8 protein-coding genes and 2 tRNA genes are annotated in these 12,462 nt (G+C 68.7%); 6 read left to right on the forward strand and 4 right to left on the reverse strand.

Annotated elements, in window-relative coordinates:
• Positions 1-23 precede the first annotated feature (23 nt).
• Together ABB34_RS12435 and parC are read right to left on the reverse strand one after the other, a co-directional pair.
• Entirely contained in the window at positions 24-680 is a 657-nt protein-coding gene (locus ABB34_RS12435; protein ID WP_057641653.1) for a thiopurine S-methyltransferase, read from the reverse strand.
• Between the two features lie 248 nt (positions 681-928).
• On the reverse strand, positions 929-3,172 hold the full coding sequence (gene parC, locus ABB34_RS12440) for a DNA topoisomerase IV subunit A (protein WP_057641654.1): 2,244 nt from the start codon (positions 3,170-3,172) through the stop codon (positions 929-931).
• A gap of 199 nt (positions 3,173-3,371) precedes the next feature.
• On the opposite strand from parC, the gene ABB34_RS12445 reads away from it, so the two are divergent.
• Genes ABB34_RS12445 through ABB34_RS12460 form a run of 4 tightly spaced genes read left to right on the forward strand, consistent with a single transcriptional unit; the run spans position 3,372 to position 8,077 of the window.
• Complete coding sequence (locus ABB34_RS12445) at positions 3,372-3,815, forward strand: MarR family winged helix-turn-helix transcriptional regulator (protein ID WP_057641655.1); 444 nt, start codon at positions 3,372-3,374, stop codon at positions 3,813-3,815.
• Complete coding sequence (locus ABB34_RS12450) at positions 3,812-5,299, forward strand: efflux transporter outer membrane subunit (RefSeq protein WP_057641656.1); 1,488 nt, start codon at positions 3,812-3,814, stop codon at positions 5,297-5,299. Before ABB34_RS12445 ends, ABB34_RS12450 begins: the two co-directional genes overlap by 4 nt.
• 10 nt (positions 5,300-5,309) lie before the next feature.
• Positions 5,310-6,491, forward strand: a complete 1,182-nt coding sequence (locus ABB34_RS12455; protein WP_057641657.1) for an HlyD/EmrA/EmrK family protein — start codon at positions 5,310-5,312, stop codon at positions 6,489-6,491.
• An 11-nt stretch (positions 6,492-6,502) separates the two neighbouring features.
• On the forward strand, positions 6,503-8,077 hold the full coding sequence (locus ABB34_RS12460) for a DHA2 family efflux MFS transporter permease subunit (protein WP_057641658.1): 1,575 nt from the start codon (positions 6,503-6,505) through the stop codon (positions 8,075-8,077).
• Positions 8,078-8,337: 260 nt separating this feature from the next.
• On the opposite strand, the gene ABB34_RS12465 is transcribed toward ABB34_RS12460, so the two are convergent.
• Together ABB34_RS12465 and ABB34_RS12470 are read right to left on the reverse strand one after the other, a co-directional pair.
• Positions 8,338-8,422: transfer RNA gene (locus tag ABB34_RS12465), tRNA-Leu, on the reverse strand.
• A gap of 187 nt (positions 8,423-8,609) precedes the next feature.
• Positions 8,610-8,694: transfer RNA gene (locus ABB34_RS12470), tRNA-Leu, on the reverse strand.
• A gap of 99 nt (positions 8,695-8,793) precedes the next feature.
• Between ABB34_RS12470 and rnr the strand changes: the two genes are divergently transcribed.
• Both rnr and rlmB read left to right on the forward strand, forming a co-directional pair.
• A complete protein-coding gene (rnr, locus tag ABB34_RS12475) occupies positions 8,794-11,250 on the forward strand; it encodes a ribonuclease R (RefSeq protein WP_057641659.1) in 2,457 nt (818 codons plus the stop codon).
• A 217-nt stretch (positions 11,251-11,467) separates the two neighbouring features.
• A complete protein-coding gene (gene rlmB / locus ABB34_RS12480) occupies positions 11,468-12,211 on the forward strand; it encodes a 23S rRNA (guanosine(2251)-2'-O)-methyltransferase RlmB (protein WP_057641660.1) in 744 nt (247 codons plus the stop codon).
• Positions 12,212-12,462 lie beyond the last annotated feature (251 nt).

The following is a 12,462-nucleotide window of genomic DNA, read 5'->3' on the forward strand; positions in this document are numbered from 1 at the left end:
AATGACAGTTGACTCCTACAGGTTCACGGGCGCCGCAGGCGGTACACGGCGGTGGCCAGCGCGCTCACGCCTTCTTCGCGGAAGCGCGGCTCCTGGGCGAGGATGTCGCGCCGTTCCCGCAGTTCCAGCTGCCAGCCGGCGGCGAACAGCGCCTGCATCTCGTCCTGGTCCACCGAAAACGGCGGGCCGGATTTTTCCGCCTGCGGGTATTCGAGGGTGATGACCAGCGCCTGGCAGGCGGCCGGTAGCCGCGCGTACACCGTGTCGCGGTAGCGCCGGCGCAGTTCCGGCGGCAGCGCGATCAGCGCGGCGCGGTCGTAGACGGCGGCGACGTCGGCCAGCAGCGCGTCGCCGAGCGCGAAGGCGTCGCCACGGATGATCTCGATCGGGCCGGCGGTGAAGTGCTCGCCATTGCCGCTGGCATGGCGCTCGGGCGTGACCCCGGCTTCGGCGAAGAACTGCTCCACCGCCAGCGGCGACAGCTCCACGCCGAGCACGCGGTGGCCCCGCGCGGCCAGCCAGTGCATGTCCAGCGTCTTGCCGCACAGCGGCACCAACACCTTGCCGGCGGCGGGCAGTTGCAGTGCCGGCCAGTGCTTTTCCAGCAGCGGCATCACTTCGCCACGGTGGAAGCCGATCTGTCCTTGTTGCCAGCGTTGCAGCCAGAAGTCGGGTTGCATGGGGAACTCGCGGTGTGCAGGGAGCGCCATTGTAGGAGCGCACCTTGGTGCGCGATGGCGCTTTCCCGGGAAAGCCCGTGCCGGGCAAGCCCGGCACCTACGGCGAGTTGTAGATGCGGGGCTTGCCCCGCATGAGGCTTTACCGGTGCCCTGTCTATTGAACGTCCAGCCCTTCCGCCTTCTGCCGCGCCACGCATGCGCATGGTGACGACAATGCCGGCCGCGCCGCCGCGCGCCGGTGAAGTGGGTTATTGGATGTCCAGCCCTTCCACCTTCTGCCAGCCTCTGGGCAACAGATGCCCGCGGCTGGCCCGCGCGCCCACGTAGGCATCCAGCTCCTTGAACGACAGGTTCATGGTGCGCTGGCCGCTGCGGACCTGCAGGGTGTTGCCGGGCGATACCGCGACCACCGCCACCACGCGCTCGGTGGCGAGCTTGGCTTTCGGAATCTCGATGATCTTGTTGCCTTTGCCCTTGTCCAGCTCAGGCAGTTCGCTGGCCGGGATGGCGAGCATGTTGCCGGCGCTGGTGACCGCGACGATGCGGTCGCTTTCGGTGCTGGCCACCACCGCCGGTTGCAGCACCGCTGCGCCCGTCGAGAGGTTGAGCATGGCCTTGCCGGCCTTGTTGCGGCCGGTGAGGTTCTCGAAGCGGGTGACGAAGCCGTAGCCGTGGCTGGAGGCCAGCACGAAGCGGGTGTCGTTGTCGCCGCTGGCCAGGGTGACGAAGGCGCTGCCGGCGGCCGGCGAGAAACGGCCGGTCAGCGGTTCGCCGTTGCCGCGCGCCGAGGGCAAGGTATGCGCCGGGGTGGAATAGGCGCGGCCGGTGTTGTCGAGGAAGGCCACCTGCTGGGTGCTGCGGCCGCGCACCGCCGCCAGCAGGCCATCACCCTCGCGGTAGGACAGGCCGGCGGCATCGACGTCGTGGCCCTTGGCCGCGCGCACCCAGCCCTTTTCCGACAGCACCACGGTGACCGGTTCGCTGGCGACCAGCTCGGTTTCGTCGATGGCATGGGCGGCACTGCGCTGCACCAGCGGCGAACGGCGCTCGTCGCCGAACTTCTTGGCGTCGGCCAGCAGTTCGTCCTTGACCAGCTTCTTCAGCTTCGCCGCGCTGCCGAGGATGGACAGGATCTTCTCGCGCTCGGCGGCCAGCTCGTCCTGTTCGCCGCGGATCTTCATTTCCTCCAGGCGGGCCAACTGCTTGAGCTTGGTCTCCAGGATGTACTCGGCCTGGTCCTCGGACAGGCCGAAGCGGGCGATCAGCGCCGGCTTCGGTTCGTCCTCGGTGCGGATGATGCGGATCACCTCGTCCAGGTTGAGGAAGGCCACCAGCAGGCCTTCCAACAGGTGCAGGCGGCGCTCGACCTTCTGCAGGCGGTGGTTGAGGCGGCGGGTGACGGTGTCCTGGCGGAAGCGCAGCCATTCGCTCAACAGCTGCTTGAGGTTCTTGACCTGCGGGCGGCCGTCCAGGCCGATGACGTTGAGGTTGACCCGGTAGCTCTTTTCCAGGTCGGTGGTGGCGAACAGGTGGCCCATCAGCTGTTCGGCATCCACGCGGTTCGAGCGCGGGATCAGCACCACCCGCACCGGGTTGGCGTGGTCGGATTCGTCGCGGATGTCCTCCAGCCACGGCAGCTTCTTGGCGCGCATCTGCTGGGCGATCTGCTCGATCACCTTGGACGGCGACACCTGGTGCGGCAGCGCGGTGATGACGATGTTGCTGCCCTCGCGGGCGAAGGTGGCGCGGGCGCGCACGCTGCCGTTGCCGGTTTCGTACATCGTGCGCAGGTCGGCGGCCGGGGTGATGATCTCGGCGGTGGTCGGGTAGTCCGGCCCCTTCACGTGCTCGCACAGCTCGGCGACGCCGGCCGCGGGGTCGTCGATCAGCCGTACCAGCGCGCTGACGATCTCGTTGAGGTTGTGCGGCGGCACGTCGGTGGCCATGCCCACGGCGATGCCGGTGGTGCCGTTGAGCAGCAGGTGCGGCAGCCGCGCCGGCAGCCAGCTCGGCTCTTCCAGCGTGCCGTCGAAGTTGGGCGCCCAGTCGGTGGTGCCCTGGCCGAGTTCGCCCAGCAGCACCTCTGCGATCGGGGTCAGCTTGGACTCGGTGTAGCGCATGGCCGCGAACGACTTGGGGTCGTCGCTGGAGCCGAAGTTGCCTTGGCCGTCGATCAGCGGGTAGCGGTAGGAGAACGGCTGCGCCATCAGCACCAGCGCTTCGTAGCAGGCGCTGTCACCGTGCGGGTGGTATTTGCCGATCACGTCGCCCACGGTGCGCGCGGACTTCTTCGGCTTGGCCGCCGCGTTCAGGCCCAGCTCGCTCATCGCATAGACGATGCGCCGCTGCACCGGCTTGAGGCCGTCGCCGATGAAGGGCAGGGCGCGGTCCAGCACCACGTACATGGAGTAGTCGAGGTAGGCGCGTTCGGCGTATTCGCGCAACGGCTGCTGTTCGTAGCCGTGGAAGGTGGTGCGTACGAGTTCGGTCATGCGGGGCTGTTACCTGTGGCTGGGGGAGGCGACGGCCGCCGCCCCCGCAAACGGTTGATTATCCGCATGCGCCCGGGGATGCCAAGCCGCGGATTGGTGACAGGGGCCGGGGATCGATCCATTGATGCAACACAGCATTTGATGCCGGGTGAAATATTTCCGTTGAGAAATATTCCTTTCGGAAGGAAAATGCGCGCCCATGATCTGCGCCTCCGCCAATCCCCCCAGCTTCGGCCTGCTGCTGCGGCAGGTGCGCGACAACCTCGCGCGCCAGCTCGACCTGTCGCTGGCCGAGGAAAACCTCGGCATCGGCTTCACCCATTTCGTCGGCCTGAAAACGCTGGCGCACATGGCCCCGTGCACCGCCAACGAACTGGCGCAGGCGCTGGACCAGGTGCCCAGCGCGGTGACCCGGCTGCTGGACAAGCTCGAATCCCTCGGGTGTGTCCGCCGCGAGCCGCATGCGCAGGACCGGCGCGCCCTGCAGATCGTGCTGACCGAGCAGGGCAGCGAGCTGTGCGCGCGGCTGAAGAAGCGCGGTGACGCGGTGATGGATTACGCCATGCGCGACCTGAGCCCCGAAGAGCGCGCCCTGCTGATGTCCCTCCTTACCCGGATCCGCGACTCCCTGACACCCCCATGACCACTTTCCCGCTCCATACCCTGCCGCGCCGTGCCCGGTCGTTGCTGCCGTCGGCGCTGGCGTTGGCGCTGGCCGCCTGCGCCAGCAGCGGCGGCCTGCAACCGCAGGGCCGGCTGCTCGATGCCGATGCCCTGCACAGCGAACGCACCTTGGCCACCAGCGACCTGGCCGTGGCCGGTTTCCCGGCCAGCGACTGGTGGCGCGGTTTCGGCGACCCGCAACTCGATGCGCTCGTCGCCGAGGCGCTGGCCGGCCACCCGAGCCTGGACGCGGCCGACGCGCGCCTGCGCCAGGCACAGGCGCAGGCCGGCATCGCCCATGCCGACCGCCTGCCGAGCCTGTCCGTGTCCGGTGGCTATACCGGCGTACGCCTGCCCGAGTCGATGGTCGGCGACGAGATGGGCGGCCACTACATGGGCAGCGGCCAGGTGGCGTTCGATTTCAGCTACGGCTTCGACCTGTGGGGCGGCAAGCGCGCCAGTTGGGAAGCGGCCGTGGATGGCGTGCATGCCGCCGCCGTCGATGCCCAGGCCGCGCGCCTGAACCTGTCGGCCGGCGTCGTCCGCGCCTATGTCGAGCTCGACCGTGCCTGGCAGTCCAACGACGTTGCCGAGCAGGAACTGGAACGTGCGCAGAAGACGCTGCAACTGGTGCGCCAGCGCCGTGCCGCCGGCATCGACAGCGAATTGCAGGTGCGCCAGGCCGAAGCCCGCATCCCCGCCGCGCAGCAGCAGCTGCAGGCGGCGCAGCAGCAGATAGACGCGGCCCGCACCGCGCTGGCCGCGCTGCTCGGGCAGGGGCCGGACCGCGGCCTGCGCATCGAGCGCCCGCAGGCGCTGGACGCCGCCGCGCTGCAACTGCCCGGCGTGCTGCCCAGCGAACTGCTGGGCCGGCGCCCGGACGTGGTGGCCGCGCGCTGGCGGGTGGAAGCGGCCGGCAAGCAGGTCAAGGTGGCCGAAACCCGCTTTTATCCCAGCTTCAACCTCACCGCGCTGGCCGGCGTGGTCGCCCCCGGCGTCGGCGACCTGCTCGAGAGCAGCTCCACCTTCGCCTACCTCGGCCCGGCGCTGAGCCTGCCGATCTTCGACGGCGGCCGCCTGCGCGCCAACCTGGCCGGCGCCGACGCGCAGTACGACCTGGCCGTGGCCGGCTACAACCAGGTCGTGGTCGATGCGCTGCACGAGGTGGCCGACCAGGTCAACGCGGTGCGCTCGCTGGAGCAGCAGGTGCAGTCGCAGCAGCAGGCGGTGGAGACCGCCGGCGCGACCTTCGACCTGGCCAGCCAGCGCTACCGCGCTGGCGTCGGCAACTACCTCGACGTGCTTGGCGCACAGGCGCAGCTGCTGGCCGCGCAACAGCTGCAGGCCACGCTGCACGCCCAGCGCCTGCTGGCCGCGGCAAGGCTGAGCCAGGCGCTGGGCGGCGGCTTCGAGCCGGATGCCGACGCGCGCCTTTCCCATTCCTCCGTATCACCGCATTCCTGAGAGTTCCCCCATGACTCAGACCTCCGCAACTCCCCAAGCCCCCGCCGCGCCCAGCCGTCGTGGCCGCCTGCTGCGCGGGCTGCTGGCCATCGTCGTGCTGCTGCTGGCGGCATTCGCACTGTGGTACTTCGCCTTCGGCCGCTGGTTCGAGGAAACCGACGACGCCTACGTGCAGGGCAACCAGGTGCAGATCACCCCGCAGGTGGCCGGCACCGTGGTCGCCATCGCCGCCGACGACGGCATGCGCGTGGAGCAGGGCCAGCTGCTGGTGCAGCTCGACCCGGCCGATACCGAGGTGGCGCTGCAGCAGGCCGAAGCCAACCTCGCCCGCACCGTGCGCCAGGTGCGTGGCCTGTACCGCAGCGTCGAGGGTGCGCAGGCCGAGTTGAACGCGCGCCAGGTCAGCCTGAAGCGCGCCCGCGACGACTTCGCCCGGCGCAAGGACCTGGCCGCCACCGGGGCGATCTCCAACGAGGAACTGGCCCACGCCCGCGACGAACTGGCCGCGGCCGAAGCCGCTGTCGCCGGTTCGCGCGAAACCTTCGAGCGCAGCCGCGCGCTGGTCGACGACACCGTGGTGGCGACCCAGCCGGACGTGCAGGCCGCCGCCGCGCAGCTGCGCCAGGCATGGCTCAACAACGCCCGCGCCGGCATCGTCGCGCCGGTCGCCGGCTTCGTCGCGCGGCGCTCGGTGCAGGTGGGCCAGCGCGTGCAGCCGGGCACCCCGCTGATGGCGGTGGTGCCGACCGAGCAGATGTGGGTCGAGGCCAACTTCAAGGAAACCCAGCTGCGACACATGCGCCTGGGCCAGGAAGTGGAGCTGCGCTCGGACCTGTACGGCGGCGAGGTGAAGTACAAGGGCCGCATCGCCAGCCTCGGGCTGGGCACCGGCTCGGCGTTCTCGCTGCTGCCGGCGCAGAACGCCAGCGGCAACTGGATCAAGATCGTGCAGCGCGTGCCGGTGCGCATCGCCATCGACGAAAAGCAGCTGGGCGAACACCCGCTGCGCATCGGCCTGTCGATGAAAGCCGAGGTGAGCCTGCGCGACCAGAACGGCGAGGTGCTGCCGGCCAAGCCGGCCGCGGGCAACGTGTTCGACACCGATGTCTACGCCAAACAGCTGCATGACGCCGACGCGGCGATCGGCCGCATCATCCACGACAACCTGCCGCGGCAGGCCAGGGCCGGCTGAGGCGACGCCCGATGTCCGCTCAAGCTCCAGCCGCGCCCGCCACGCCGGGCGCGCCGGCCGCCGGTTTCGCGCCGCCCAGCGTGGCGCTGTGCACCATCGGCCTGGCGATGGCCTCGTTCATGCAGGTGCTCGACACCACCATCGCCAACGTCTCGCTGCCGGCCATTTCCGGTAACCTCGGCGCCAGCTCGCAGCAGGCCACCTGGGTCATCACCTCGTTCGCGGTCAGCACCGCCATCGCGCTGCCGCTGACCGGCTGGCTCAGCCGCCGCTTCGGCGAGACCCGGCTGTTCGTCTGGGCCACGCTGGCCTTCACCGTCGCCTCGCTGCTGTGCGGGCTGGCGCAGAGCATGGGCATGCTGGTGGTGTCGCGCGCGCTGCAGGGCTTCGTCGCCGGGCCGATGTACCCGATCACCCAGTCACTGCTGGTGTCGATCTACCCGCGCGAGAAACGCGGGCAGGCGCTGGCGCTGCTGGCGATGGTCACCGTGGTCGCGCCGATCGCCGGGCCGATCCTCGGCGGCTGGATCACCGACAACTACAGCTGGGAATGGATCTTCCTGATCAACGTGCCGCTGGGCATTTTCGCCGCGCTGGTGGTGGGCAGCCAGCTCAAGGGCCGGCCCGAGCAGATCGAGAAGCCGAAGATGGACTACGTCGGCCTGATCACCCTGGTGATCGGCGTCGGCGCGCTGCAGCTGGTGCTGGACCTGGGCAACGACGAGGACTGGTTCTCCTCGGCGAAGATCGTGGTGCTCAGCTGCGTGTCGGTGGTGGCGCTGGCGGTGTTCCTGATCTGGGAACTGACCGACAAGGACCCCATCGTCGACCTGCGCCTGTTCCGCCACCGCAACTTCCGCGCCGGCACGCTGGCGCTGGTGGTGGCCTACGCGGCGTTCTTCAGCGTGGCGCTGCTGATCCCGCTGTGGCTGCAGCGCGACATGGGCTACACCGCGATCTGGGCCGGCCTGGCGACCGCGCCGATCGGCATCCTGCCGGTGATCCTCACCCCGTTCGTCGGCAAGTACGCCGGCCGTTACGACATGCGCATGCTGGCATCCATCGCCTTCGTGTTCCTGTCGCTGACCAGCTTCCTGCGCTCGGGCTTCAACCTGCAGGTGGACTTCCAGCACGTGGCCGGGGTGCAGCTGCTGATGGGCGTGGGCGTGGCGCTATTCTTCATGCCGGTGCTGCAGATCCTGCTGTCGGACCTGGACGGGCGCGAGATCGCCGCCGGTTCCGGCCTGGCCACCTTCCTGCGCACGCTGGGCGGCAGCTTCGCCGCCTCGCTGACCACCTGGCTGTGGGCGCACCGCACCCAGGAGCACCACGCGCACCTGACCGAGCACATCTCGGCCTACACGCCGGGCATGCAGGACCAGGTGACGGCGATGGGGCAGGGCGACCTGCAGCACGGCGCGGCGCTGCTCAACACCATGATCAACCACCAGGCCTCGCAGATGGGCTTCAACGACATCTTCTACCTGCTCGGCTGGGTGTTCCTGGCGATCATCGCCTTCCTGTGGCTGGCCAAGCCGCCGTTCGGCGCGGGTGCCGGCAGCGCCGCCTCGGCCGGCGGCCACTGACGCGCCCCGCGATGGTGGGTGCCGTTGGTCGGCACTGCTTTTTGTCCATTGCACCGAACCTGCCGGCGCTGCGCGCCGCCGCCCGACCAACGGTCGGGCGCCACCGGGGCGCAGGGGGGGGCGGCAAATGGAGTGAAGCCGGAAACGGAAAAACCGCCGGGAGCGGTTTTTGACATCGCTGATCGATGGCCCGAAGGCTGCCACCACGAATGGCGGGTAACAAAAAACCCGCTTTCGCGGGTTTTCGTCTGCTTGAGTCGTGGTGCCCAGGAGAGGACTCGAACCTCCACGGTTTTACCCGCTAGTACCTGAAACTAGTGCGTCTACCAATTCCGCCACCTGGGCGACTCAGGAGGGAAATTATGCGGGTGCCGGCGGCTGGCGTCAACAGGTGGTGCTCATGCTGGAGAGCGGCATCGACGCCCCAAAGCCCCGGCCGCGACTCACGTCGCTCCTGCGGCGGCAGGTGTCGGCACAAGGAATGCCGGAAACGAAAAAACCCGCTTTCGCGGGTTTTCGTCTGCTTGAGTCATGGTGCCCAGGAGAGGACTCGAACCTCCACGGTTTTACCCGCTAGTACCTGAAACTAGTGCGTCTACCAATTCCGCCACCTGGGCGACTCAGGGCGCGCATTGTGCGGGTTGGGCATGGGGGTGTCAACGGTTTTTCGGCCGGTACACGCTGCGGTGCGGATGCAGGCGCTACCATGGCCGGCAATGAAGAACAAAAAGACCACCGGGGCCGGCAAGGCCCCCACGTCCGCCGCCGGCAGCACGCCGGGCAAGGCGCCGGCCAAGCCACGCAAGGCCGCCAAGCTACCGCCGTGGATGCCGGATGTCGCGGCCGCCCCGGCCAAGCCCAAGAGCGGCAGGAACAAGCCCGGGGACGGGGCGCCGCCGCAGAGCTTCGTGCGCGGCCGCCGTGCCAAGCCCTTGTTCGACGACCCGCAGGCCGCGCGCGAGGCCGAGCGCTACGAGAACCCCATCGCCAGCCGCGAGGCGATCCTGCAACTGCTCGACCGCTGCGACGGCCCACGCAACGCGCAGGAGATCGGCGAACTGCTGGGCCTGACCGAGCCGGACCGCGCCGACGCGCTGGGCAAGCGCCTGGGCGCGATGGTGCGCGACGGGCAATTGGTGCAGAACCGCCGCGGCGGCTTCGCCCCGGTGCTGGTGACCAACCTGATCCCCGGCACGGTCATCGCCAACCCGGAAGGCTTCGGCTTCCTGCGCCCGGACGAGGGCGGCGACGACCTGTTCCTGCCGCCCTACGAAATGCGCAAGGTGATGCACGGCGACCGCGCGCTGGCCAACGTCACCGGCATCGACCGCCGTGGCCGCCGCGAGGGCAGCATCGCGCGCGTGCTGGAGCGCGGCGTCAGCCGCCTGATCGGCCATTACAGCGTCGAGCTGGGCATCAATTACGTGGTGCCCGACGACAAGCGCATCCAGCGCAGTATCCAGATTCCGGCCGACGCCACCGGCGGCGCGAAGGACGGCCAGTTGGTGGTCTGCGAACTGATCCATGCCCCGGATTCGCGCCGCCCGCCGATCGGCAGGATCATCGCCGTGCTCGGCGACCGGCTGACCCCGTCGCTGGTGGTGGAAACCGCGATCCACGGCCACAACCTGCCGCACGAATTCCCGCCGGAGGTGCTGGACGAAGCCACCGCCATCCCGATGATGGTGGAGCCGTCGATGATCGGCGGCCGCGTGGACCTGCGGCAGATGCCGCTGGTGACCATCGACGGCGAGGACGCCAAGGATTTCGACGACGCGGTGTATTGCGAGCCGAACCGCGACGGCTTCCGGCTGGTGGTTGCCATCGCCGACGTGTCGCATTACGTGCGCCCCGGCACGCCGCTGGACGATGAAGCACAGAAACGCGCGACCTCGGTGTATTTCCCCGGCTACGTGGTGCCGATGCTGCCGGAGACGCTGTCCAACGGCATCTGCTCGCTGCGGCCGAAGGAAGACCGCATGTGCTTCGTCTGCGACATGCAGGTGGATCGCAAGGGCGAGGTGACCGGCTCGCGCTTCTACGAGGCGGTGATGAACTCGCATGCGCGCCTGACCTATACGCAGGTATGGAAGGCGGTGGGCGAGGACGATGCGCAGGCGCAGGCCGAAATCGGCGCGCAGCTGCCGCAGGTGCAGCGCCTGCACCAGCTGTACGAAGTGCTGGCCAAGGCACGTGCGCGGCGCGGCGCCATCGAATTCGAATCCGGCGAAGTGCGCTTCGTGCTGGACAACCGCGGCGAGGTCACCCAGGCCGGCATGCTGGTGCGCAACGACGCGCACAAGCTGATCGAGGAATGCATGATCGCCGCCAACGTGCAGGCCGCGCGCCACCTGCTGGCCGCGCACGTCCCGGCGCCGTACCGCGTGCACGAGCGCCCGCCGGAATCCAAGTACGCCGACCTGCTGGAGTTCCTCAAGGAGTTCAAGCTGAGCCTGCCGGCGTGGAGCAAGGTGCAGCCGGGCGACTACACCAAGCTGCTGAAGAAGGTGCGCGAGCGCCCGGATGCGGCGCTGCTGGAATCGGTGCTGCTGCGCAGCCAGTCGATGGCGGTGTATTCGCCGGACAACAACGGCCACTTCGGCCTGGCGCTGGACGCCTACGCCCACTTCACCTCGCCGATCCGCCGCTACCCGGACCTGCTGGTGCACCGCGCGATCAAGTACGCGCTCACCGGCGGCGCGCCGGACAAGTACCTCTACACCCCGCGCGAGATGGCGGCGCTGGCGCTGCAATGCTCCGAGCGCGAGCGCCGCGCCGACGAGGCTGAGCGCGAGGTCGACGAGCGGTTCCGCGCGGCGTGGATGGAAAAGCACGTCGGCGGCCAGTTCGACGGCGTCATCAGCGGCGTGACCAGCTTCGGCCTGTTCGTGGAACTGGACGACTCCAAGGTCAACGGGCTGGTGCACGTCACCCAGCTGCCACACGACTATTACCAGTTCGACCCGATCCGCAAGACGCTCACCGGCGACCGCCACGGCAACCAGTTCCGCCTCGGCGACCGCGTGCGCATCCTCGTACTCAAGGCCAGCATGGAAGAGCGCAAGATCGACTTCCGGCTGGTCGAGCGGCTGGATGGCGGCGTGATCGACGACGGCCTGCCGCCGCTGCCGCCACGCGGCAAGCCGGCCAAGCGGGTGAAGCAGAAGTATTGAAAGCGGGAACGAGTGCAGAGGAACGAGTGAAGGCAACAGCCTTGCCCGACCAACGGTCGGGCACCACCGGACAAGATGAAGTCTGGTGCCGGTGGGTGCCGACCGTTGGTCGGCACTACTTTTGTTTCTGCCTTTGCTTTACTCGTTCCTCTTTCCTCTGCACGCGTTTCCGGCCGCAAGCCCACCATTCCCCATTCCCAACTCCCCATTCCCCGCAATGAGCAAACAAAACCAATGGATCGTCGGCGTCAACGCCGTGGCCTCGTCGATCGAGAAGGACGCCGAGAACGTCCGTGAAGTATTGATCGAGGCCGGCAGCAAGAACCCGCGGCTGGTCGAGATCGAGGAAAACGCGCTGCGCAAGGGCATCGACGTGCGCAAGGTCAATGCACAGGCGCTGGGCGGCGTGGCCGGGCAGGTGCGCCACCAGGGCGTGGCCGCGCGCTATGCCGCCGCCAAGCTGTGGGGCGAGAACGAACTGCAGGGGCTGGTCGAGGCCGCCGAGGGCAAGGCGCTGGTGCTGGTGCTGGACGAGGTGCAGGACCCGCACAACCTCGGCGCCTGCCTGCGCAGCGCCGCGGCCGCCGGCGTCACCGCGGTGGTGATTCCCAAGGACAAGAGCGCGCCGGTCAACGCCACCGTGCGCAAGACCAGCGCCGGCGCCGCCGACCGCATCCCGGTGGTGGCGGTGACCAACCTGTCGCGTTGTTTGAAGGACCTGCAGAAGCTGGGTGTGTGGATTTACGGCTTGGCCGGCGAAGCGCAGCAGACCATTCACCAGCTCGACCTGCGCGGCAACGTCGCGCTGGTGATGGGCGGCGAGGCCGATGGCCTGCGCCGGCTGACCCGCGAAACCTGCGACGGGCTGGTGCGCATCCCGATGCCGGGTGACGTGGAGAGCCTGAACGTGTCGGTGGCCACCGGCGTGGCGCTGTTCGAGGCGGTGCGGCAGCGGCTTTGAGGCCAAATAACGAGAAGCGGCAGGGCTGCTGTTTTTGTAGGTGTGGGGCTTGCCCCACACGTGGCTTCACCGGGAAAGCCCAATGCGGGGCAAGCCCCGCATCTACAATCGTTTGGTTGGTAGGGCAACATGCTTTTGCTTCTCCCTCCGGGAGAAGGTGCCCCGGAGGGGCGGATGAGGGTACGGGGCGAAGCCTCATGCAATCAAACATTGCGAGGGCTTCGCCCCGTACCCTCACCCCAACCCCCGCT

It is taken from the genome of Stenotrophomonas daejeonensis, assembly GCF_001431505.1.
Taxonomy (GTDB): domain Bacteria; phylum Pseudomonadota; class Gammaproteobacteria; order Xanthomonadales; family Xanthomonadaceae; genus Stenotrophomonas; species Stenotrophomonas daejeonensis.

What these genes read in the sequence shown, in the direction of transcription:
- ABB34_RS12435 (WP_057641653.1), bottom strand. Translation starts at nt 680, where the DNA reads ATGCAACCCGACTTCTGGCTGCAACGCTGGCAACAAGGACAGATCGGC.
- parC (WP_057641654.1), bottom strand. Translation starts at nt 3,172, where the DNA reads ATGACCGAACTCGTACGCACCACCTTCCACGGCTACGAACAGCAGCCG.
- ABB34_RS12445 (WP_057641655.1), top strand. Translation starts at nt 3,372, where the DNA reads ATGATCTGCGCCTCCGCCAATCCCCCCAGCTTCGGCCTGCTGCTGCGG.
- ABB34_RS12450 (WP_057641656.1), top strand. Translation starts at nt 3,812, where the DNA reads ATGACCACTTTCCCGCTCCATACCCTGCCGCGCCGTGCCCGGTCGTTG.
- ABB34_RS12455 (WP_057641657.1), top strand. Translation starts at nt 5,310, where the DNA reads ATGACTCAGACCTCCGCAACTCCCCAAGCCCCCGCCGCGCCCAGCCGT.
- ABB34_RS12460 (WP_057641658.1), top strand. Translation starts at nt 6,503, where the DNA reads ATGTCCGCTCAAGCTCCAGCCGCGCCCGCCACGCCGGGCGCGCCGGCC.
- rnr (WP_057641659.1), top strand. Translation starts at nt 8,794, where the DNA reads ATGAAGAACAAAAAGACCACCGGGGCCGGCAAGGCCCCCACGTCCGCC.
- rlmB (WP_057641660.1), top strand. Translation starts at nt 11,468, where the DNA reads ATGAGCAAACAAAACCAATGGATCGTCGGCGTCAACGCCGTGGCCTCG.